At 74.5% G+C, this 20,855-nt stretch carries 20 protein-coding genes; 14 read left to right on the top strand and 6 right to left on the bottom strand.

Annotated features, from left to right (window positions below; genetic code table 11):
- Positions 1-31: 31 nt before the first annotated feature.
- The 3 genes from ACH9EU_RS15110 to ACH9EU_RS15100 all read right to left on the bottom strand — a co-directional run bounded on the left by ACH9EU_RS15110 (position 32) and on the right by ACH9EU_RS15100 (position 2,282).
- Positions 32-253, bottom strand: coding sequence for an acyl-CoA carboxylase subunit epsilon (locus tag ACH9EU_RS15110; RefSeq protein WP_396414736.1), 222 nt, complete (start codon positions 251-253; stop codon positions 32-34).
- Positions 250-1,833, bottom strand: coding sequence for a carboxyl transferase domain-containing protein (locus ACH9EU_RS15105; RefSeq protein WP_396414735.1), 1,584 nt, complete (start codon positions 1,831-1,833; stop codon positions 250-252). The genes ACH9EU_RS15110 and ACH9EU_RS15105 overlap by 4 nt, the downstream gene beginning before the upstream one ends.
- A 146-nt stretch (positions 1,834-1,979) precedes the next feature.
- Positions 1,980-2,282 carry a YciI family protein gene (locus ACH9EU_RS15100; protein WP_396414734.1) on the bottom strand — a complete coding sequence of 101 codons (303 nt, stop codon included), beginning with the start codon at positions 2,280-2,282 and terminating at the stop codon, positions 1,980-1,982.
- A gap of 151 nt (positions 2,283-2,433) precedes the next feature.
- Between ACH9EU_RS15100 and ACH9EU_RS15095 the strand changes: the two genes are divergently transcribed.
- From ACH9EU_RS15095 to ACH9EU_RS15065, 7 genes are all read left to right on the top strand, one after another.
- Positions 2,434-3,324, top strand: a complete 891-nt coding sequence (locus ACH9EU_RS15095) for a biotin--[acetyl-CoA-carboxylase] ligase (protein WP_396414733.1) — start codon at positions 2,434-2,436, stop codon at positions 3,322-3,324.
- A 2-nt stretch (positions 3,325-3,326) separates the two neighbouring features.
- Positions 3,327-3,986: a PH domain-containing protein gene (locus tag ACH9EU_RS15090; protein ID WP_396414732.1), complete on the top strand. Its 660-nt coding sequence runs from the start codon at positions 3,327-3,329 to the stop codon at positions 3,984-3,986.
- A 3-nt stretch (positions 3,987-3,989) separates the two neighbouring features.
- The gene (locus ACH9EU_RS15085) at positions 3,990-5,147 is read left to right on the top strand and encodes an adenylate/guanylate cyclase domain-containing protein (RefSeq protein WP_396414731.1); all 1,158 of its coding nucleotides are present in this window, start codon (positions 3,990-3,992) and stop codon (positions 5,145-5,147) included.
- Positions 5,144-6,040 carry a protein phosphatase 2C domain-containing protein gene (locus tag ACH9EU_RS15080; RefSeq protein ID WP_396414730.1) on the top strand — a complete coding sequence of 299 codons (897 nt, stop codon included), beginning with the start codon at positions 5,144-5,146 and terminating at the stop codon, positions 6,038-6,040. Before ACH9EU_RS15085 ends, ACH9EU_RS15080 begins: the two co-directional genes overlap by 4 nt.
- Before the next feature lie 118 nt (positions 6,041-6,158).
- Positions 6,159-7,133 (top strand): hypothetical protein, encoded by a 975-nt coding sequence (locus ACH9EU_RS15075; RefSeq protein WP_396414729.1) that lies wholly within the window; start codon positions 6,159-6,161, stop codon positions 7,131-7,133.
- 60 nt (positions 7,134-7,193) lie between these two features.
- Positions 7,194-7,580: a metalloregulator ArsR/SmtB family transcription factor gene (locus ACH9EU_RS15070; protein ID WP_396414728.1), complete on the top strand. Its 387-nt coding sequence runs from the start codon at positions 7,194-7,196 to the stop codon at positions 7,578-7,580.
- Complete coding sequence (locus tag ACH9EU_RS15065; protein WP_396414727.1) at positions 7,571-8,074, top strand: SRPBCC domain-containing protein; 504 nt, start codon at positions 7,571-7,573, stop codon at positions 8,072-8,074. The genes ACH9EU_RS15070 and ACH9EU_RS15065 overlap by 10 nt, the downstream gene beginning before the upstream one ends.
- A 43-nt stretch (positions 8,075-8,117) precedes the next feature.
- Here ACH9EU_RS15065 and ACH9EU_RS15060 read toward each other — a convergent pair whose 3' ends face one another.
- Both ACH9EU_RS15060 and ACH9EU_RS15055 read right to left on the bottom strand, forming a co-directional pair.
- On the bottom strand, positions 8,118-10,532 hold the full coding sequence (locus ACH9EU_RS15060; RefSeq protein WP_396414726.1) for an acyl-CoA dehydrogenase family protein: 2,415 nt from the start codon (positions 10,530-10,532) through the stop codon (positions 8,118-8,120).
- Entirely contained in the window at positions 10,529-11,383 is an 855-nt protein-coding gene (locus ACH9EU_RS15055; protein WP_396414725.1) for a TetR family transcriptional regulator, read from the bottom strand. Before ACH9EU_RS15055 ends, ACH9EU_RS15060 begins: the two co-directional genes overlap by 4 nt.
- 81 nt (positions 11,384-11,464) lie before the next feature.
- Between ACH9EU_RS15055 and ACH9EU_RS15050 the strand changes: the two genes are divergently transcribed.
- The 6 genes from ACH9EU_RS15050 (at position 11,465) to ACH9EU_RS15025 (ending at position 19,683) form a co-directional block, all read left to right on the top strand.
- The gene (locus ACH9EU_RS15050; RefSeq protein WP_396414743.1) at positions 11,465-12,814 is read left to right on the top strand and encodes an acetyl-CoA C-acetyltransferase; all 1,350 of its coding nucleotides are present in this window, start codon (positions 11,465-11,467) and stop codon (positions 12,812-12,814) included.
- 91 nt (positions 12,815-12,905) lie between these two features.
- Positions 12,906-14,288, top strand: a complete 1,383-nt coding sequence (locus ACH9EU_RS15045) for a 3-oxoacyl-ACP reductase (RefSeq protein ID WP_396414724.1) — start codon at positions 12,906-12,908, stop codon at positions 14,286-14,288.
- Positions 14,285-15,397 carry a MaoC/PaaZ C-terminal domain-containing protein gene (locus ACH9EU_RS15040; protein ID WP_396414723.1) on the top strand — a complete coding sequence of 371 codons (1,113 nt, stop codon included), beginning with the start codon at positions 14,285-14,287 and terminating at the stop codon, positions 15,395-15,397. Before ACH9EU_RS15045 ends, ACH9EU_RS15040 begins: the two co-directional genes overlap by 4 nt.
- Positions 15,375-17,690, top strand: coding sequence for an NAD-dependent DNA ligase LigA (gene ligA, locus ACH9EU_RS15035; RefSeq protein WP_396414722.1), 2,316 nt, complete (start codon positions 15,375-15,377; stop codon positions 17,688-17,690). The genes ACH9EU_RS15040 and ligA overlap by 23 nt, the downstream gene beginning before the upstream one ends.
- 2 nt (positions 17,691-17,692) lie before the next feature.
- Positions 17,693-18,532: an inositol monophosphatase family protein gene (locus ACH9EU_RS15030; protein ID WP_396414721.1), complete on the top strand. Its 840-nt coding sequence runs from the start codon at positions 17,693-17,695 to the stop codon at positions 18,530-18,532.
- Between the two features lie 470 nt (positions 18,533-19,002).
- Positions 19,003-19,683 (top strand): transglycosylase family protein, encoded by a 681-nt coding sequence (locus ACH9EU_RS15025; RefSeq protein WP_396414720.1) that lies wholly within the window; start codon positions 19,003-19,005, stop codon positions 19,681-19,683.
- Positions 19,684-19,866: 183 nt separating this feature from the next.
- Here the strand turns inward: ACH9EU_RS15025 and ACH9EU_RS15020 are convergent, their stop codons facing one another.
- Positions 19,867-20,421 (bottom strand): hypothetical protein, encoded by a 555-nt coding sequence (locus tag ACH9EU_RS15020; RefSeq protein WP_396414719.1) that lies wholly within the window; start codon positions 20,419-20,421, stop codon positions 19,867-19,869.
- A gap of 135 nt (positions 20,422-20,556) precedes the next feature.
- On the opposite strand from ACH9EU_RS15020, the gene gatC reads away from it, so the two are divergent.
- Complete coding sequence (gene gatC / locus ACH9EU_RS15015; RefSeq protein ID WP_396414718.1) at positions 20,557-20,853, top strand: Asp-tRNA(Asn)/Glu-tRNA(Gln) amidotransferase subunit GatC; 297 nt, start codon at positions 20,557-20,559, stop codon at positions 20,851-20,853.
- The last annotated feature ends 2 nt before the right edge of the window (positions 20,854-20,855 follow it).

Genomic DNA, 20,855 nt, shown 5'->3' with positions numbered 1-20,855 from the left:
GGCCCCGACGCACTCGTGGCCGGCGGCCGGCTCACTGCTCGGGCTGGGTCCCCCGCCAGGCTCCGCGGCCGGGGCGCAGGCGCAGCCCCAGGCGCATCCGGCGGAACTGGTCCCGCCGTCCCGGCGCCGCCCCTGCCGCCGGCTGCTCCTCGCGCCGGTGGGCGAGCAGCACCGCGGTGACGGCGGCGATCTCCTCCGGGGTGGGGTTGCCGGCCACGAAGCGCAGGGCGGGGCCGTCGGGCCGGGCGCTCACAGCGGGATGTTCCCGTGCTTCTTGGCGGGCGTGCTGGCACGCTTGTCGCGCAGCGCCCGCAGGGCCTTGAGGACCTGCACCCGGGTCTCGGACGGGGCGATGACCGCGTCGACGTAGCCGAGCTCCGCGGCCTGGTACGGGTTGAGCAGGCCCTCCTCGTACTGCTGCACGAGCCGGGTGCGCAGCGCGTCGACGTCCTCGTCGTTGTCCGCCGCGGCCTTGAGATCCCTGCGGTAGAGGATCTCGACGGCGCCCTGGGCGCCCATGACCCCGATCTGCGCCGTGGGCCAGGCGAGGTTGATGTCCGCACCGAGCTTCTTGGAGCCCATCACGATGTAGGCCCCGCCGTAGGCCTTGCGCGTGATCAGCGTCACGAGCGGCACGGTGGCCTCGGCGTAGGCGTAGAGCAGCTTGGCCCCGCGGCGGATGATGCCGTTGAACTCCTGGTCGGTGCCGGGCAGGAAGCCCGGCACGTCGACGAGCGTGAGGATCGGGACGTTGAACGCGTCGCAGTGGCGCACGAACCGGGCCGCCTTCTCGGACGCGGCGATGTCCAGGGTGCCCGCGAACTGCAGGGGCTGGTTGGCCACGACGCCCACCGTGTGCCCCTCGATCCGGGCGTAGCCGATCATGACGTTGGGGGCGTACAGGGCCTGCATCTCCAGGAAGTGGCCGTCGTCGACGATGGCCTCGATGACCGCGCGCATGTCGTAGGGCTGGTTGGCGGAGTCCGGGACCAGGGTGTCGAGGGCCTCGTCCTCGTCCGTGACCTCGTCCTCCTGGTCGTGGTCGAGCAGGGGCGCCTCCTGCAGGTTGTTCGCGGGCAGGAACTCCAGGAGCTCGTGCACGAAGTCGAACGCGTCCTGCTCGTCCTCGGCGAGGTACGTCGCGGTGCCCGTGGTGGTGTTGTGCTGGCGGGCCCCGCCCAGGGTCTCCATGTCGACCGACTCCCCCGTGACCGTCTTGATCACGTCCGGGCCGGTGATGAACATGTGCGAGGTCTTGTCGACCATCACGATGTAGTCGGTCAGGGCGGGGGAGTAGGCCGCGCCGCCGGCGCACGGCCCCATGATCAGCGAGATCTGCGGGACCACCCCGGAGGACCGGACGTTCATGTTGAAGATGTCGGCGAACATCGCCAGGGAGGCCACGCCCTCCTGGATGCGCGCCCCGCCGCCGTCGTTGATCCCGACCACGGGGCAGCCGTTGCGCAGGGCGAACTTCTGGACCTTCACGATCTTCTGCCCGTTGACCTCGGAGAGCGACCCGCCGAAGACGGCGAAGTCCTGGGAGTAGACGGCCACCAGGCGCCCGTCCACCGTTCCGTAGCCGCTGACGACGCCGTCGCCCGGCAGCTTCTTGGACTCCATGCCGAAGGCGGTCGAGCGGTGCGTGGCGAGGGCGTCGAACTCCACGAACGACCCCTCGTCCAGGAGCATCTCGACGCGCTCGCGGGCGGTGTTCTTCCCCCGGCCGTGCTGCTTGTCGATCGCCGCCTGACCGGCGGGGGCCTCGGAACGGGCCCGGCGGTCGTGGAAGTCGGCGATCTTGCCGGCGGTGGTCGTCAGGTCGTGGGTCATGGCACCTCGTGGTCTGGTACGCGCCCGGCGCGGTGGATCCGGACCGGGACGGGCAGGGGACCTGATCACTCTAGTCCGCGCGCCGGGGGCTCCCCGTTGTAGGACACCTACAAATTCCCGGACCGCCGCCCGGGCGCCCGGCCCGCTCAGCCCACGTGGCCGAGGACCACCTTCCAGGGGCGCACGGTGCGCTCCGTGACCACGCCGTGGCGGACCAGCGGGTCCTCGTCGGTCAGCCGTTCGACCTCGGCGGCGTCCTGCGCGCTGAAGATCAGCAGGGCCCCCGCGGCGCCGTCGTCGTCGAAGGGCCCGGACGCGAGGATCGACCCCTGCCGCACCAGTCCGCCGAGGTACTCGCGGTGCTCGGGCCGCCGGGCGGCCAGGACGTCGGCGGGGCCGCCGTAGACGTAGGTGACGGCGAAGGTCGTGCGGTGCTCTGCTGCGTTCACGGAGGACTCCTGGATCGGTGCCGCGGTCCGTCCAGGGGGCTCCCGGGCGGGGCGGCTACTACTGTGGTGACGACCCCGACCCTACGCGGGAGGCACCCGGCCGGACAGCACCCCGGCCCCGCCGCCGCGCACCGCCGACCCGAGGAGCGCCGTGCCCGACCTCCGTGCCGCCGACCTGCACGCCCCCGCCGTCCGCGCCGCGCTGGAGGGTCTGGGGCTCGGCCGCGTCGAGGTCCTGGACGAGGTGGGCTCCACGAACCAGCACCTCGGCGACGCCGTGGCGGCCCGGACGCCGGACGGCGGCCCGCCGTGGACGGACCTCTCCCTCGTGGTCACCGGGCACCAGAGCGCGGGGCGCGGCCGGCTCGACCGTGTCTGGACCACCGAGCCCGGCACCGCCCTGACGTTCAGCGTCCTGCTGCGCCCGGCGGACCGGCACGGCCGCCCGGTGGCGGACCGGCACCTGCCGTGGCTCACCCTGCTCATGGCCGAGGCCGTCGTGGAGGCCCTGGAGGACCTGGCCGGAGCGGGTGCCCGGATCAAGTGGCCCAACGACGTGCTCGTGGACGGCCGCAAGATCGCGGGCGTTCTCGCGAGCCTCGTTCCGGGCCCCGTCCCGGCGATCGTGCTGGGCACCGGGATCAACGTCGCCCAGGAGGAGCTGCCCGTGGCCACGGCCACCTCGCTCCGGCGCGCCACCGGCCGCGACCTCGCCCGGCCGGACGTGCTCGTGGCCGTGCTGGGGGCCTTCGTCCCCGTCTACCGGCAGTTCTGCGCGGACCCGGCCGCCGCCACGGGGGCCGGCGGGCCGCTCCGGACGCGGGTCGCCGGACGGATGGAGACCCTCGGCCGGCCCGTGCGCGCCGAGCTCCCCGGCGGGCACGGGCCGCTGACCGGGACCGCGGTGGGCCTGGGCGAGCACGGCGGTCTGCTGCTGCGCGACCGGGGGGACGCCGAGCACGAGGTGACGGCCGGTGACGTCGTCCACCTGCGCCACGCCCCCGGCCGGGCACCCGGCCCCGGTCCCGCGGGGACGGTCTGAGCGTGCCCGGCCGGCCCGCGCTGCAGCCCGGCGAGCGGGTGATCGTCTCGACGCGGGCGCACGGCGCACGCCTGGTGCGCCCCTTCCTCGTGCTGCTGCTGACCGTGTTCGTCCTCTCGCTGGGCCAGCGCGTGCTGGAGCTGCGCTGGCGGCCCGCGGCCGAGCCGTGGCTCACCGTGCACGCCGGGCTGGACCTGGCCCTGCTCGTGGTGGCCGGCTGGGTCGTGCTGCGCCGGTGCCTGCTGCCCCTGCTGCGCTGGTGGCGCACCCGGTACGTCCTCACGACCCGGCACCTCGTGCTCCTGCGGCCCGGCGGTGGCCGCCGGACCGTGGCCCTCCCCCTGAACCACCTGTGGCGGGTCGACGTGGACCGCGGGCGCGGCCCGTCCCTCGGCCGTCGCGACGGGCGGGTGGTCGCGGACTTCGGGCCCCTCGGCGGGCTGCGGCTCGAGAACGCCCCCGAGGCCCGGCGCTTCGCGGAGCTGATCCGGCGCGCCGCCGACGACGAGCGCCCGTCCGGATTCTCCGGACCCGCCGGGGGTGCACCCGCGTTCCCGCCCACTAGAGTGGGGCGGGACGCGGGCGTGGCGCCACGTCCGGACCCGTCCGTCCCCCCGCGCCGACCGCGCGGACGACGGACCGTCCACCAGGAACAGGAGTGACGCGTGGCCAGTGAGGACTCGGAGACCGGGGGCGAGCCGGCGCTCGGCCCCCAGACGGAACAGCTGAACCTGAACCTGCACAACCCCGTCCAGGCGAACCTCTACCGATCGGACGAGTCGAAGGCCGCGGTGCAGGCCCTCGAGCGGACCCTGCTCGGTTCGGCGCGGGCCCTGCGGCGCCGCGAGGCGGCCCGCCGCGGCGGGCTGTCCCTGCTGTCGGCGCGCAAGGTGTGGCGGGCCCTCGGCTTCCCGAACCTGACCGACGAGGACGTCTGGTTCACGGAGCAGGACTCGGAGGCACTGCGGGTGCTGTCCACGATGGTGCTCGAGGAGAAGGTGACCGAGGAGGCCGCGCTGTCCCTCGTCCGCTCGATCGGGCAGATGACCGACCGCATGGTCGTGTGGCAGGTCGAGGCGCTCGTCGAGGACATGGTCGTGCACCAGAACATGACCGACGCCGCGGCCCGGCGCCAGCTGCTGCACCTGCTCCCGGACCTCATCGACGCGGTCGAGAACCTCCTCGTCTACTCGTGGCGTCGCCAGATGAACGCCGCGGTGCAGCGGCTCGCGATGCGGGTCGAGCGCCCGGACGGCTCCACCGGGACCGGTCCCACCGACGACGACGGGGCGTCCTCGATCCTGCCGCTGGCCCGTGGCGTGGGTTTCGCCGACCTGGTCTCCTACACGTCCCTGTCCCGGCAGATGAACGAGCGCACGCTGGCGAACCTCGTCCAGCGCTTCGAGCACCGCTGCGCCGAGGTGATCGCCGTGGGCGGCGGGCGGCTCATCAAGACCATCGGGGACGAGGTCATGTTCCTGGCCGAGACCCCCGAGGGCGGGGCCATGATCTCCCTGGCCCTGGCCCGCGCCATCCGGGACGACCCCGAGCTGCCCCAGGCCCGCGTGGCGTTCGTGTGGGGACGTGTCCTCCCCCGGCTGGGCGACATCTACGGGCCGACCGTCAACCTGGCCTCCCGGCTCGTGGCGCTGACGGATCCCGGCTCGGTCCTGGTGGACGCCTCGACGGCCTCGGTCCTCTCGGGCGACGACCGCTTCATCCTGCTCCCGCAGGCCACCCGCAACGTGCGCGGCTTCGGCGACGTCCAGCCCGTCGCGCTCTCCCAGGGCGCCGGTCCCGGGCTCGAGGTCGACTTCGAATGAGCGAGCCCCTCGTCATCCGCGCCGGTGCGACCACGGACCGGGGCCTGCGCCGGGAGACCAACGAGGACGCGCTCGTCGTGACGGCCGGCATGTGCGCCGTGGCGGACGGGATGGGCGGCCACGAGGCGGGGGAGGTCGCCAGCGCCCTCGCCGTGCGCACGCTCGGCGCGTCCCCGCTGTTCACGCTCGAGGACTTCCACGACTTCGAGGTCGAGGAGCCCGAGCCGCCCCTGGACATCGCCCGGTTCCGGGCCACCGTGGAGCGCGAGCTCCGCCTGGACCCCGAGGTCCCCAACGCGGCGATCGAGGCCGTGCGCCGTGTGCGATCGGTGCTGTGGCAGGCGGACCGGCACATCCAGCAGGCGTGCGAGGGGCGGGCCGGCACCACCATCACGGGCGTGTGGCTCGTGCAGATCGACGGTCGCCCGCTGTGGATCGTCTTCAACACGGGCGACTCCCGCACCTACCGCCTGCTCGAGCCCGGGCACCGCACGGGTGCGGTCGGCACCGACGGCGCGCCCGAGATCGAGCAGCTCACCGTCGACCACTCCGAGGTGCAGTACCTGGTGTCGATCGGCCAGATCACCTCCGCCCAGGCGCTCGTGCACCCGCGCCGCAACGTGATCACCCGTGCCCTCGGGACCGGCCAGGTGTGGGAGCCGGACGTGTGGGTGATCCCCGCCCGGCACGGGGACCGGCTGATGCTGTGCTCCGACGGGCTGACCAACGAGCTGAGCCCCGCCCACATGGCCCGCGTGCTCACGGCGGTGCCCCACCCGAAGGAGGCCGCCGACGTCCTGCTGCAGGCGGCCCTGCGCACCGGCGGCCGGGACAACGTCACCGTGATCGTCGCCGACGCGGTCCGGCCCGGGGAGTTCGCCCCGGGTTTCTGACGGCGCGGGATCGGCGGCGGGCGTCGCGTCCCCTCGGAAGTCGCGTCCCCTCAAGAGGGGACCGTCGTTAACGGTCACAACAATCCGGCTCCCACCAGGCCTGTTTACCTTTGACAGCATGGTCGTCTCGCGCCGTTCCTTCGTCCTCTCGGGGCTGGTGATCGCCGCCTCGGGGGCGTTCGGCGGCACCCTGTCGGGGTGGGCGGCCGGCCGCCGACCGTTCGTGCTGTGGGGCTCATCCTCGGCGGCCAGCGCGCTGCACCGGGACCGCCCCCGGGGTTTTCCCGCGGTGCGCATCGAGGACCTGCTGTCGCAGCTGCTGGAGGCGCCCGGGACCTCGCGGGCCGTCAGTGGTGACACGTCGTCGCAGACCCTGGCGATGCGCAGCCACGGCCACCCGTACCTGCCGCGGCTGGCCTCCGGCGACGGGCCCGGGCGGTTCCCGGAGCGGGGGACGGTGGTCGTGGACACCGCGGACGGCCGGGTGCCGACCGTCCACCTCCCGATCCCGGGCACCGTCCTCGGGATCCCCTGCACGATCCGCGCGGTCGCACGGGGCGAGAGCGCCGTGGTGCTCCGCCGCGAGGTGCCCGGGCCGGAGATCACCGTGGCGGCCGGGTCCACCGCGCGGTGGCACACGGCGCTGGAGGGGATCCACCGGGGGCACGTGCACCTGCTGTGGACGGGCAAGAACAACATCGCGGACCACGACGGGGTCGTCGCCGACACCCGCGCGGCCTGGGGGGTCGAGCCGGCCACGTCCGTGGTGATGGGTCACTGGCTCACCGCGGCCGACCGGCCGGGCACGGCGGGGTGGGAGGGGGTGCACGCCGTCAACGCGGCCTACCGGGACGAGTACGGGGGGCGGTACTACGACACGATGGCCGATCTGCGGGACCCCGGGCTGTGGTCCCTGCCGCCGCTGAAGCCCTGGCGGATCGGCGCCTCGGCCGCCGACCGCCGGTGGCTGGCGTGGGGGCTGCCCCCGCGCTCGGTCGTCGCGGACGACCTCCGGCACCTGAACGCGCTGGGCAACACGCTCGTGGCCCACGGCCTGCACCGCCACCTGACCGGCGCGGCCGCGCTCTACTGAGCCCGGGGACGGCGGGAGGCGTCTTGCCCTGCAGGCCCGGGCGACGTAATCTACAACCAAATGGTTGTAAAAAATGGGCCGACCGACGACGAGGTCGACCGGGTGTTCCGGGCGCTGGCCGACGCGACGCGGCGTGACATCGTCGCGCGGGTGCTGCGGCAGGAGCAGTCGGTCTCCGCCCTCGCCGGGCACTACGCGATGAGCTTCGCGGCCGTGCAGAAGCACGTCGCGGTGCTGGAGCGGGCGGCGCTCGTCAGCAAGCAGCGCCGGGGCCGGGAGCAGGTGGTCCACGCCGAGGTGGACACGCTGCGCCGCGTCGGCCGGCTGCTGGACGCCTACGAGGAGCTCTGGCGCGGAAGGGCCCGCCGGATCGACGGGCTCCTCGCCGGGCAGACGCCTCCCGGGGACCCGGGGGCCGAACAGGAAGGGAGCACGACATGCCGGTGATCGATGTGCAGAAGGACGTGGAGGCGCTGAGCCTCACCTTCGTCGCCGAGTTCGACGCGAGCGTCGAACAGGTCTGGCAGGTGTGGGCGGACCCGCGCCGGCTCGAGCGCTGGTGGGGGCCGCCCGGGTGGCCCGCCACCTTCGAGCAGCACGAGTTCCGGGAGGGCGGGCGGTGCCGCTACCACATGACCGGTCCCCAGGGGGAGAAGGCCCCCGGGTGGTGGACGATCACGGCCGTCGACGCGCCGCACCGGCTGGAGTTCGACGACGGCTTCGCCGACGAGCACGGGGAACCCGACACCTCCTTGGGCGCGACCCACGCGGTCGTCACGCTCGAGGACCTCGGCGGCCGCACCCGGATGACCACGTTCTCCACCTTCGAGAGCGCGGATCAGCTCCGGACGATGCTCGAGATGGGCATGGAGGAGGGCATGCGGCAGGCCATGGGCCAGATCGACGACGTGCTGGCCGGTTCCGTGCCCGCCGGGGGCTGACGGGCCGGGCCGCCCGCGCACGGCGCCGCGGGTGGCCCCGGCGTCACGCCTCCTGGGACACCGTGCGCTCCTCGTCCGGGGCTGCCGCCGCGCGTGCGGTGCGCTTCGCCGCCTTCTTGAGGGGCCTGAGCTCGAGCCATCGGGCATGACGGCGTGCCGCCCGCACCGTGGCCGGCTCCGTGGCGGGCTGGGTGCCCGGCGGGGAGCCGGCAGCGGTGCCGGTGCCGGGACGGGTCCCCGCCGCGGGGCCCGGGGCCCGCCCGGCCTGCGGGTCCGGATGTCCGGCGCGCCGCGACGAGGGCCTCGGGGAGGGCCTCGCCGGCCGGCGCTCCCGCTTCTCCCTCTGCTGCTGCCCGGGGCTCTTCTCGCCCGGTGCCCCGGCCGCGGAGGTCACCGACTCCTTCCGGGAGGCGCCCTCCTTGACGGGGGCGTGCCCCGAGGCGCGCAGCCGCCGGTAGTGGGCGGAGGCCTCCTCCTGGCGCCGGGCCTCGACCCCCGTGGCGATCTCGGCGCGCAGGTGCTCGGGCTGGAGCTCGAAGGCCGCCACGAGGTCGAGCGCGTGCGGCCGCAGGCGGGCGAGCAGCCGGTTGAGGTACTGGTCGAGGCTGCGCCCGCGGCGCATGGACAGCCGGCCGTAGGAGAGGTACCACGCGAGGTTCTTCTCGACGAGCCGCAGCCCGAAGACGTCCCGCAGCCAGGTGAGGACCGTGCGGGTTCCCGGGTCCTCGACCTGCCGCAGGCCCCGCGTGAAGGCCTCCCACTGCAGCAGCTCCGCGTGGGCCCGGGCCGTGGCGATGAGCTCGTACTGGTGCTCGTTGAACAGGTCCGCGGCCTCCTCGCGGGGCAGCCGGGCGGTGGGCCGCAGGGCCTCGGCCAGCTCGGCGACCATGGTCTCCACCCGGTCCGCGAGCAGGGCGTGCTGGGCGGACTCCTCCCGCAGGGCGTTCACGGACCGGCGCATGTCGCCGGTGTCCCGGAACGTCTGGCCCAGCTTGCGCAGGCCGGACCGGTGGTAGGTGGCCTCGGCGGCCCTGCCGGCCACGTAGCGGGCCATCACGCCCATGTCGACGTGCCGGAACTCCTCCGCCCAGTCGGAGAGCAGGCGCTTGGCCACCAGCTGCAGCAGCACCGTGTTGTCGCCCTCGAACGTCGCGTAGACGTCGAGGTCGTGGCGGAGCGAGGTCAGCCTGTTCTCCGTGAGGAACCCCGCGCCGCCGCACGCCTCACGGCACTCCTGGAGGGTGTCGAGGGCGCTCCACGTGGACAGCGCCTTGAGCGCCGCGGCCAGGGTCTCGAGGTCCTGCCGGTTCTCGTCGGTGTCCTCGCGGCCGGAGAAGACGTCGTCGTACCGGTGCAGCAGCTCCTGGTGGGCGAAGCTCATGGCGTAGGTCTCGGCGAGCAGGGGCAGCAGCCGACGCTGGTGCTGCTGGTAGTCCAGCAGCACCTCCTCCTGGACGTCGGAGGAGGCGTTGAACTGGCGTCGCTCGCTGCCGTAGCGGACGGCGATGGCCAGCGCGGCCTTGCTCGCCACGACGGCAGCCCCGTCCAGGGAGACCCGGCCCTGGACCAGGGTCCCGATCATGGTGAAGAACCGGCGGCCCGGGCTGGCGATGGGCGAGCTGTACGTGCCGTCGGCGGCGACGTCGCCGTACTTGTTGAGCAGGTGCGTGCGCGGGACGCGCACGTGGTCGAAGTGCAGGCGCCCGTTGTCGACGCCGTTGAGCCCGCCCTTGCGACCGTCGTCCTCGCCGCCGACGCCCGGCAGGAAGTCGCCGTGCTCGTCGCGGAGGTCCACCCAGAACGCGTGCACGCCGTGGTTGACGCCCTGGGTGACGAGCTGGGCGAAGACCACGGCCGCCCGGCCGTGCACGGCGGCGTTGCCCAGGTAGTCCTTCCACGCCGCCCGGAAGGGGGTGTGGAGCACGAACTCCTGCGCGGCGGGCTCGTACGTGGCGGTCGTGCCGATCGAGGCGACGTCGGAGCCGTGGCCGGTCTCGGTCATGGCGAAGACGCCGGGGATCCGCAGGTCGTGGATGCCCGGCAGCCAGCGCCGGTGGTGCTCCTCGGTGCCGAGGTTGAGCACGGCCGAGCCGAACAGGCCCCACTGGACCCCCGCCTTGATCTGCAGGGAGGGGTCGCCGAGCAGCAACTCCTCGAACCCCGAGACGTTGCCGCCGGGGTCGTCGTCGCCTCCGTACTCGCGCGGCAGGCCGCGGTTCATCGTGCCGTGCTCGACGAGCAGGCGCAGCTGGCCGAGCACGCGCTCGCGCTGCTCGGGGAGACCGAGCTCCTCCCGGCCGTGCAGCCGCTCGTCGAGCAGCATCCGGCGCGTCTCGCGCCGGACGTCGGCCCAGTGGCCGAGCAGCACCTGGCCCAGTTCGGAGACGTCCACGGACGGCGCCGGGGTGCCGGCGTCCTCGGTGCCGCCGGGGACCGGGTGGTCGACGGTGGTGGTCATGGTTGCTCCTGTCGTGGTGGCCCGGCGGTGACCGGTGCGGTGACGGGGCCGGAGGCGCGGCCCGGGTGCGGCCGGGCCTCCGGCGGGGCGTCCGTGGTGCCGGAGGGGGCGTCCGGGGCGCCGGGCGGGCGCAGGCCGTCGACGGCCCAGCCCACGACGAGGTCGGTCATCCGCTCCCGGGACGGTCGCCGGACGCCCTCGGGCGTGTTCATCCAGGCCTCGCCCGCACCGCGCACCATTCCGATCGTGGAGGCCGCCCAGTAGCCGAGGACGGGGTCCGCCAAGCGGTGCTCGGCGGGGGCGAGGCGCACGTGCGCCTCCACGAGCAGGGCGGTGACGGACTGCGCGAACTCCTGGATCAGGTGCTGACGGTCCGGCCCCCCGGCCGGGCCCGCGTCCGGGCCGGGGCGCTCGCCGCGCGGCCGTTCGGGCCGATGGCGTTCGGCGCGGCCCCTTCCCGGCTCCGGGGGGAGGGCGACGACGAACCGGTACACCGACGCGGAGCGCTCGATGCTCAGCAGGTACTCGGCGACCATCGCCCGGACCGTGCCCTCGAAGGTCCCGGCCGCCCGGGCCGCCTCCTCGAGCCGGTCCCGCATCCTGGCCACGGTGTACTCGCCCACGGCCCGCTGCAGCCCCGCCTTGTCCCCGAAGTACCGGTAGTAGACGGACTTGGAGGTGCGGCACGCGGTGGCGATCTCCTCCATGGACGCCTGGGCGCCGAGCTCGTCCACAGCGCTGCGCGCGGAGCGGACGAGCTCGAGCCGCCGCTGGGCGCGGTGCCGGGCCCAGCGGGACGAACGACCGTCCGCGGACGGGGCTGAGGTCTGGTCGGGGACATCGCGTTTCACGATACTCAGGGTATCAGGTAACATCGCCGGTGACGTGATCAGCATCACAAGAGCACCGAGGAGTTCCCTGTGACCGAGTCGATCCCCGAGCCCACCGCCGAGCGGACGACGCCCACGGGTGCCGAGCGCACGGGTGTGGCCCGCCGTGCCGTCGTGGTCGGCGCCAACCGCATCCCCTTCGCCCGCGCCCACGGTGCGTACGCGGCCGCCGCCAACCGGGAGATGCTCACGGCCGCCCTCGACGGGCTGGTCGCCCGCCACGGCCTGGCGGGGGAGCGGATCGGGGAGGTCGCGGCCGGGGCCGTCCTGAAGCACCCGAGGGACTTCAACCTCACCCGCGAGTCCGTGCTGGGCTCGGCGCTGGACCCCGCCACCCCGGCCTTCGACGTGCAGCAGGCGTGCGCCACCGGCATGGAGGCCGTCTCCACGCTGGCGAACAAGATCCGGCTCGGACAGATCGAGTCCGGGATCGCCGGCGGCGTGGACTCCGCCTCCGACGCCCCGATCGTCGTGGGGGAGAACCTGCGCCGCGTGCTGCTCGAGCTGAACCGGGCGAAGAGCACGGGCGGGAGGGTGAGGGCGCTCGCCCGCCTGCGCCCGGCCGACCTGAAGCCGGTGGCACCGGGCACCGCCGAGCCGCGCACGGGCCTGTCCATGGGGGAGCACCAGGCCCTGACGACCGCCCGGTGGGGGATCCGGCGCGAGGCCCAGGACGAGTTCGCGGCCGCGAGCCACCGCAACCTGGCCGCGGCCTGGGACCGCGGGTTCTTCGACGACCTCGTCACCCCGTTCCGGGGGCTCTCCCGCGACGACAACCTGCGCCCCGACAGCTCGGTCGAGAAGCTCGCGCGGCTCAGGCCCGTCTTCGGGACCTCCCTGGAAGAGGAGGCGACCATGACCGCCGGCAACTCCACGGCCCTCACCGACGGCGCGGCCGTGGTGCTGCTCGCCTCGGAGGACTGGGCCGCGGAGCACCACCTGCCCGTGCTCGCCGACGTCGTCGACGTCGAGGCCGCGGCCGTCGACTTCGTGCACGGGGACGAGGGCCTGCTGATGGGCGGCGCCTACGCCGTGCCCCGGCTCCTGGTCCGCCAGGGTCTGTCCCTGGCGGACTTCGACCTCGTGGAGGTCCACGAGGCGTTCGCCGCCACCGTGCTCGCGACCCTCGCCGCGTGGGAGGACGAGCGCTTCGGCCGCGAACGGCTCGGCCTCGACGGCGCGTTCGGCGCGGTGGACCGCAGCCGGCTCAACGTCGCCGGCTCCTCCCTCGCGGCCGGGCACCCGTTCGCCGCGACCGGTGGCCGGATCGTGGGCACCCTCGCCAAGCTGCTGCGCGAACGGGCCGAGGACACCGGCCGCCCCGCGCGGGGGCTCGTGTCCGTGTGCGCGGCCGGGGGCCTGGCGGTGGCCGCGGTCCTCGAGGCCCGGTGAGACCCGAGGGCCGGCCCACCGGCCGGGAACGCCGGCCGCGGACGCCGGCCGCGGACGCCGCGGCGGTACACCCCAGCACACCGAGGAACCCATGACCGACACCTATCTCGACCTCGTCCGCACCGGTCCCGGACGGGCCCTCGCCCGGCGGCTCGGGCTGCCCGCGCCGGTGCCGCTGCGGCGCCACCGCCGCGGGGACCCGCTGGTGCCCGGTCCCGTGCTGGTGCTGGGCGGCGGCCCGGACGCCGACCGGGTGGCCGGGACGCTGCTGGGCTGGGACCTCGACGTCCGCCGGCACCCCGAGGACGTCACGCGCTTCGGTGCCGTGCTGCTTGTGCTGACGGACCTCGAGCGGCCGGCGGAGCTCACCGGACCCGCCCTGGAACTGGGCGGCGTCCTGCGCTCGCTGGCGCCCGGGGGGCGGGTCGTGACCGTGTCCCGGCCCGCGCCGGGGATCGGTGCGGGCGCCGCCTCGGCCACCCCGGCCGGGGCCCGGAACGTGCCCCCGGCCGTCGCCGCCGCCCGGCAGGCCGTCGTCGGGTTCCTGCGCTCGGTGGGGCACGAGCTGCGGGGCGGGGCCACCGCCAACGGCGTGCTGCTGGCGGAAGGGGTGGACGCCGGGGCGCCGAGCGCGCAGGGCGTCCTGCGCTTCCTGCTCTCGGGTCGCAGCGCCTTCGTGTCGGGGCAGTTCCTGACGGTCGACGACGCCGCGGGTGCGCTGCCGGCGGACTGGGAGGCCCCGCTGCGGGGCAGGGTCGCCGCCGTGACCGGCGCGGCCCGCGGCATCGGCGCGCAGATCGCCCGCACGCTCGCCGGGGCCGGCGCGCGCGTCGTCGTCGTGGACGTCCCCGCCGCCGGGGACGCCCTGGCCGCGCTCGCGAACGAGCTGCACGCCGTCGCCCTCCAGCTCGACGTGACCGACGAACACGCAGGGGAGCGTCTCCTGGGCGCCGCGCGGGAACGCCTCGGCCGTCTCGACGTCGTGGTGCACAACGCCGGGATCACCCGGGACAGGCTGCTGGCCAACATGGACAGGACCCGCTGGGCCCCGGTGCTCGCGGTGAACCTCGAGTCCCAGCTGCGGATGAACGAGCAGCTGCTCGCGGGGCAGGGCCTGGGCGAGGCGCCCCGGATCGTGTCCCTGGCCTCCACCAGCGGTGTGGCCGGCAACCGCGGTCAGAGCAACTACGCGGCCTCGAAGGCCGGGATCATCGGGATGGTCGCGGCCACCGCCCCGCTGGTGGCGGCCCGCGGCGGCACGATCAACGCCGTGGCCCCGGGCTTCATCGAGACGGAGATGACGGCCCGGATCCCGGCGGCACGCCGCGAGGTCGCCCGCCGGCTGAACTCCCTCCAGCAGGGCGGTCTCCCGGAGGACGTGGCGCAGGCCGTGCTGTTCCTGGCCTCGGACGCCGCCGGCGGGATCAACGGCCAGACCCTGCGGGTCTGCGGGCAGAACCTGGTGGGGGCGTGAGCTCGGGCCGGGACCGGGTGCTCCTGCCCGGAACCCCGTCGCTGGGGCGCCTGTACGTGCGCGCGGCGGCGGCCGCGGCCGGCCGGGTCCTCCCCACCGGCCGGCGGCCCGGACGCCGCCACGACCGGGAGTCCTCCGCCGCGACGCTGCCGGCGGTGGAGCACGTGGCGGAGGGCGTCGGCGTGGAGGGGCCCCGCCACGAGGCGTTCTGCCGCACGGTGGGGGCGCCGCTGCGGGAGGGCCCGGGCGGGACGGAGGTCTTCCCCGGCCACCTGCACGCCCTCGCCTTCCCCGTGGCCATGAGCGTGCTGACGCGGCCCGACTTCCCGCTGCCGGTGCTGGGCATGGTCCACCTGGCCAACGAGGTCGAGCTCCTCCGGCCCGTCGCGGTGGGGGAGGAGCTCACCGTGACCGCCTGGGCCGAGCGGCTCCGGCCGCACCGGTCCGGCGCGCAGGTCGACGTCGTCGCCCGCCTCTCCGGGCCCGACGGGCACGCCGTGTGGACCGGGCGCTCCACCTACCTCTCGAAGGGGGTGCGTGTGCCCGGGCCCGTGCCGGAGGCACCGCGCCGGGACTTCCACCCGCCGGTCCCCACCGCGCTCTGGCGGCTGCCGGCGGGCACCGGCCGCGACTACGCCGCGGTCAGCGGGGACTGGAACCCGATCCACCTCTCGGCCGCCGGCGCACGGGCGCTGGGGATGGAGCGGGCGATCGCCCACGGCATGTACAGCGCCTCCCGGGCGCTCGCCGAGGCCGGGGTGCCCGCGGGGACGCCGCTGCGCTGGACCGTGGAGTTCGCCGCTCCCGTGCCGCTGCCGGCGACGGTCGCGGTCGCGTTCTCCGACGACGGCCGGGGCCCCGCCTGGCGCCGTTCGGAGTACGCCGGCTGGGACCCGCGGCGCCGCCGCCCGCACTTCACGGGCGGCGTCGAGCGGCTCGGGGCCCGAACCGCGCCCGGCCCGGACCGTCCCGGGTTCCCGACCGCCCCGGGCCGGGGCCACGCGGAGCCCGGGAGCCGTGCCGGACTCGAGGACCCGGGCGGGCCGGTGCGCCGGCGGCCGCCGCCGCGTGGGCCACAATGGTCGGGTGAGCCCACAGCAGAGCACTGACGAGCGCCCCGTCGACGCCACCGGCCAGGACCTCGACCAGGTCCCGCCGCCCGAGGCCCTCAAGGAGGAGTACGCCGACCTGGTGGAGCGCGTGCGCCGGGCGCGCACCGCCTACTACGTCGAGGACGCGCCCACGCTCGCCGACGCCGAGTACGACGCGCTCTACCGGCGGCTCGAGGAGATCGAGGCCCTGAACCCGGAGCTCGTGGCCAACGACTCGCCCACCCAGGAGGTCGGCGGCGAGGTCTCCGCGGCCTTCGCCCCCGTGCGGCACCTGGCGCGGATGTACTCGCTGGAGGACGTCTTCTCGGTCGAGGAGCTCGTCGCCTGGCTGGACAAGACCACCGCGTCCATCGCGGCCCTGCCGGACGCCCCGGACTCCGCCTGGCTGACGGAGCTGAAGATCGACGGGCTGGCCGTCAACCTGCTCTACCGCAACGGCGAGCTCGTGCGGGCCGCGACCCGCGGGGACGGCACGACCGGCGAGGACGTCACGCACAACGTGCGGACCATCGACGCCGTTCCCGCCGTCCTGGCCGGTGAGGACGTGCCCGAGGAGGTCGAGGTGCGCGGCGAGGTGTTCATCTCCTCGAGCGACTTCCGCGCGCTCAACGAGGCCATGGTCGCCGAGGGCAGAGCGCCGTTCGCGAACCCGCGCAACGCCGCCGCCGGCTCGTTGCGGCAGAAGGACCCGCAGGTCACCGCCCGGCGCCGGCTGTCCATGTTCGTCCACGGCGTGGGCGCGGCCACCGGCCTGCACGCGGACACGCAGTCGCAGGTCTACGACCTGCTGAAGCGGTGGGGGCTGCCGGTCAGCCCGTACTGCGCAGTGCTGTCCTCCACGGAGGAGGTCCTCGCCTTCATCGAGGAGTACGGTCGCCGGCGCCACGACCTCCTCCACGAGATCGACGGCATCGTGGTGAAGGTCGACGACCGCCGGACCCAGTTCCGGCTGGGGCACACCTCACGGGTGCCGCGCTGGTCCGTGGCCTACAAGTACCCGCCGGAGGAGGTGCACACGAAGCTGCTCGACATCCTCGTGAACGTGGGCCGCACCGGGCGCGTCACCCCCTACGGGCTCATGGAGCCCGTACGGGTCGCCGGCTCCACGGTCGAGATGGCCACGCTCCACAACCAGGACGTCGTGAAGGCCAAGGGCGTGCTCATCGGCGACACGGTGGTGCTGCGCAAGGCGGGAGACGTCATCCCCGAGATCGTGGGCCCCGTGGTCGCCCTGCGGGACGGCACGCAACGGGAGTTCGTGATGCCCACGCACTGCCCGTCCTGCGGCACCGAGCTGCGCCCGGCCAAGGAGGGCGACGTCGACATCCGCTGCCCCAACGCCCGCAGCTGTCCCGCCCAGCTGCGGGAGCGGGTCTTCCACGCGGCCGGCCGCGGCGCCTTCGACATCGAGGCCCTGGGCTACGAGGCCGCCCTGGCCCTGACGCGCCCCGACGAGCCGGAGGACCCGCCGCTCACGAGCGAGGCGCAGCTGTTCGACCTCAGGCCCGAGGACCTGCGGGACGTGCGCATCCGCCGGGAGAAGAAGTCGAAGGGCGTGCCCACGGGCGAGGCGGAGCTGGTGCCGTACTTCTGGAGCAAGGGCACGGCGAAGAAGCCCTCCGAGCCCACGGCCACCACGCGCAAGCTCTTCGACGAGCTCGAGAAGGCCAAGTCGCAGCCGTTGTGGCGGGTGCTCGTCGCACTGTCCATCCGGCACGTCGGACCCACCGCGGCGCGGTCACTGGCCACGGCCTTCGGGTCGATGCAGGCGATCCGGGACGCCGACGAGGAGACCCTCGCGCAGGCCGACGGCGTGGGCCCGACGATCGCCGCGGCCCTCGGCGAGTGGTTCGCCGAGCCCTGGCGCCGCGAGATCGTCGAACGCTGGGCCGCCGCGGGGGTGCGCATGGAGGACGAGGTGGACGAGTCCGTGCCCCGTACCCTCGAGGGGACCACGGTCGTGATCACCGGAACCCTCGAGCGCTTCAGCCGGGACTCCGCGAAGGAGGCGGTCCTCGTGCGCGGGGGCAAGGCCTCCGGGTCGGTGTCGAAGCGGACGGACTTCCTGGTGGCGGGCGAGAGCGCCGGCACGAAGCTGGACAGGGCCGAGCAGCTGGGGGTGCCGGTGCTCGACGAGGCGGGCTTCGAGCGGCTCCTCGCGGAGGGCCCGGCCGCCTTCCCCACCGGCGAGGACGCCCAGGGCGAGCGGCGGGACGGGACGCCGGACGGGCACCAGGACGAGACACGGGAAAGTCACCAGGACGAGACACGGGAACGGAACGGGGAGTGAGCATGGGACGGCACGACGACGTACTGGAGGGACTCGGGCCCACAGGGGCGCACCTGGAGGAGCTGCTGGACGTGGCCCTGGCGGCCGCCGCCGCCGGAGCCGAGGTCCTGCGGGGACGCGACGCCGCCCGGCTCGACATCTCGGGCAAGACCGGTGAGGGCGACTGGGTGACCCGCTTCGACGTGGCCGCCGAGCAGGCGGTGATGCGCGCGCTCCTGGACCGCCGTCCCGACGACACGGTCACCGGTGAGGAGTCGGGGACGCACCGCCCCGACCGGCCCTCCGGCGTGCGCTGGTCGGTGGACCCCCTGGACGGCACCACGAACTTCATCCGCGGGATCGTCTACTACTGCACGTCCGTGGCCGCCGCCGACGCCGAGGGAAACTGGCTCGTCGGCGTCGTGGACGCGCCGGCCCTGCGCCGCCGCTACTTCGCGGTCCGGGGCGCCGGCGCCTGGCTCGAGGCGGACGGCCTCACCCGGCGGCTGGAGGGGCCGGAGCCCGGCCGCCCAGGGCGCCTCTACGGGACCGGCTTCTCGTTCGACCCGGTCCGGCGGGAGCGCCAGATAGACGGTTTCGTCGCCACCATGCAGCAGTACACGGACATGCGCCGGCTGGGCTCGGCGGCACTGGACCTGTGCATGGTGGCCGACGGCACGCTCGACGGATACGGCGAGCAGGGCCTGCACGAGCACGACTGGGCCGCCGGAGCGCTGATCGCCGAGGAGGCGGGGGCGCTCGTGACGCGTCCCCTGCTGCCCTCCCCGGCCGACGGCGAGGTGCCGGTGGAGGAGCGCCTCGGGGCCTGGATCACCGCACGTGAGAGCGGCATTCCGGGCTGAGGGGCCGGCAGCGCGGGGGCCACGGCGGGTGTGAGATGCCTCTCGTGACTTGACCGAGACAAAACCGTTGCCATAGCGTGACCTAAGAAGCGTTCTTCCCGAGGTCCGCCTCCGCTTCTCCGAGCGCACCTTCTGGTATGGCGTGCTCGACCGCCGGTGTTCGTCACGACCCGGCACCCCTTTGGACAAAGCATGTGTCTTGCATCACGTCAAGGAAAAAGGGCTAGCGGAACAGAAATCGTTACGCTACTGTGATAACCAGCTTCCCCGGGAACTCTCTGCGGGGATCCCGTGTGCTCCGAGCCAGTTCTCGGGCGCTCCACAACTTCATGCTGGGTGCTGCCGTAACACCGTACGTCGTCTGAAGGGCAGACACCTGTAAGCACTTACCCAACAACACCTTGACGGGTAGACGACGGCGCGAAGACATCCGGGGACGGAAACGAGCGCAGGTGGCCCCAGGGAGCATCATGACCAACACCTCCGCTGTTCGTCGCAACGTCCGCCGCGGTGCCGCCGCCCTGATCCTGGGTGGAACCGCTGTCGGCGCCATGGCCCTTCCCGCCAACGCCGCCCCCGCCTCCACCTGGGACGCCCTCGCCCAGTGCGAGTCCGGCGGCAACTGGGGCATCAACACCGGCAACGGCTTCTCCGGTGGCCTGCAGTTCACCCCGTCCACCTGGGCCGCCTTCGGCGGTACCGGTGCTCCGCAGGACGCCAGCCGTGAGCAGCAGATCGCCGTCGCCGAGAACGTCCTGGACGGCCAGGGCTGGGGCGCCTGGCCCGCCTGCTCCGCCAAGCTCGGCCTGAGCGGCTCCGCCGCCCCCTCCGCGAACCCGATGGGCTCCGCCACCGTGGCCCCGCAGTCGGTCCAGGCCCCGGCCCCGGTCGAGGCCCCGGCCCCGGCTCCCGCCCCGGCCGTCGCCCCGGCCCCGGCTCCCGCCCCGGTCGTCGAGTACGTCGCCCCCGCCGCCACCGTGGCCCCGGCCGCCGTGTCCGGCACCTACACCGTCGAGGCCGGCGACACCCTGTCGAAGATCGCCATCAAGCTCGGCATCCAGAACTGGCAGGACCTCGCGGCCGCCAACGCCGACACCATCGCCGACCCGGACCTGATCTTCGTCGGCCAGGTGCTCAACCTCCCCGCCTGATCCTCCTCGGATCGGCCGCACGGGCGCCGCGCCCGCGCACACGACGAAGGGCCTCTCCCCGCACGGGAGGGGCCCTTCGTCGTGTCCGCGGTGCCGCTCGTGGTGCCCGGGGTACGGCGCGGGCGCCCCGGGGCGCGAGCCCGGCGGCGGGCGCGCCCGGTGGCGGCCCCGCCGCCGGCGACGTCAGGAGGTCTGGGGCCACAGCCAGCGCTCGGCGGGCTCGACCACGGCGTCGCCGAAGCTCACCGAGCGCTCCGCGCCCTTGAGCCGGTACGGCTGGACCACGGTCAGTGCCTCGCCCTCACGGTGCTCCGTCTCGACGGCCACGGCCGTCTGGCCGGAGCGGTCCGGCAGCGTGACCGGGAAGGCCACGGCCGCGCAGACGACCTCGTCCCGCAGCTGCGCGGCTTTCTCGCGCAGGGCGTCCAGAGCGGCCTCGGGGGAGAGCTCCACGGCCTGCCCGGCCGGCAGGGTGTCCAGCTCGTACTCGCCGTCCTTGCGGGCGGTGACGAGGAACGCGGGCAGCACGCCGTGCCCCCTGAGCTGGTCCTCGGCCACGGCCTGGACGTGCGCCATGACCGTGTCCACGGTCGCGGCCGCGTCCTTGCTGATCCGCTGGCGCCACGCGTTCGCCGCGTCCGCGGCCTGCACGGCGCGCGTCGCCCTGCCGGGACGGGCACCGCGCTCCTTCCGGGCGCCGCGGGCCTTCTTCGTGCGTGCGGGGGTGCTCTTGGCCATCTCGGGATGCTCCTGTGTGGTGGGCGTTCGTCCTCCCAGCGTAGGCCCCTCCCACCCCCAGTCCGCCGCGCGGGAGGGACGCAGCGCGCGGCTAGACTGGACCGGAAACCACCCCGACCACGAGCAGGAGTGTGCATGTCTGCGATCACCCGTGAGCAGGTCGCCCACCTGGCGAAGCTCGCGCACATCGAGATGACGGACGAGGAGCTGCGGTCCATGGCGGACGAGCTCGACCTCGTCGTCGACTCGGTCGCCTCCGTCAGCGAGGCCGCCGGCCCGGACGTCCCCGCCACCAGCCACCCGATCCCGCTGCAGAACGTGTTCCGCGAGGACGTCGTGGGCGAGACCCTCACCGCCGAGGAGTCGCTGCTCAACGCGCCCGACGCCGCCGAGGGCAAGTTCAAGGTGCCCGCGATCCTGGACGAGGAGTAGTC

This window comes from Kocuria rhizosphaerae (genome assembly GCF_044462265.1).
GTDB classification, from domain to species: Bacteria; Actinomycetota; Actinomycetes; order Actinomycetales; family Micrococcaceae; genus Kocuria; species Kocuria rhizosphaerae.
Note: the sequence above shows the minus strand (reverse complement) of the source record. Positions and strands in the feature narration are given on the sequence as shown.

Coding starts and splice junctions, on each gene's coding strand:
- ACH9EU_RS15105 (WP_396414735.1), bottom strand. CDS start 1,833: ATGACCCACGACCTGACGACCACCGCCGGCAAGATCGCCGACTTCCAC.
- ACH9EU_RS15045 (WP_396414724.1), top strand. CDS start 12,906: ATGACCGACACCTATCTCGACCTCGTCCGCACCGGTCCCGGACGGGCC.
- ACH9EU_RS15080 (WP_396414730.1), top strand. CDS start 5,144: ATGAGCGAGCCCCTCGTCATCCGCGCCGGTGCGACCACGGACCGGGGC.
- gatC (WP_396414718.1), top strand. CDS start 20,557: ATGTCTGCGATCACCCGTGAGCAGGTCGCCCACCTGGCGAAGCTCGCG.
- ACH9EU_RS15060 (WP_396414726.1), bottom strand. CDS start 10,532: ATGACCACCACCGTCGACCACCCGGTCCCCGGCGGCACCGAGGACGCC.
- ACH9EU_RS15020 (WP_396414719.1), bottom strand. CDS start 20,421: ATGGCCAAGAGCACCCCCGCACGCACGAAGAAGGCCCGCGGCGCCCGG.
- ACH9EU_RS15030 (WP_396414721.1), top strand. CDS start 17,693: ATGGGACGGCACGACGACGTACTGGAGGGACTCGGGCCCACAGGGGCG.
- ACH9EU_RS15025 (WP_396414720.1), top strand. CDS start 19,003: ATGACCAACACCTCCGCTGTTCGTCGCAACGTCCGCCGCGGTGCCGCC.
- ACH9EU_RS15070 (WP_396414728.1), top strand. CDS start 7,194: ATGGTTGTAAAAAATGGGCCGACCGACGACGAGGTCGACCGGGTGTTC.
- ACH9EU_RS15075 (WP_396414729.1), top strand. CDS start 6,159: ATGGTCGTCTCGCGCCGTTCCTTCGTCCTCTCGGGGCTGGTGATCGCC.
- ACH9EU_RS15065 (WP_396414727.1), top strand. CDS start 7,571: ATGCCGGTGATCGATGTGCAGAAGGACGTGGAGGCGCTGAGCCTCACC.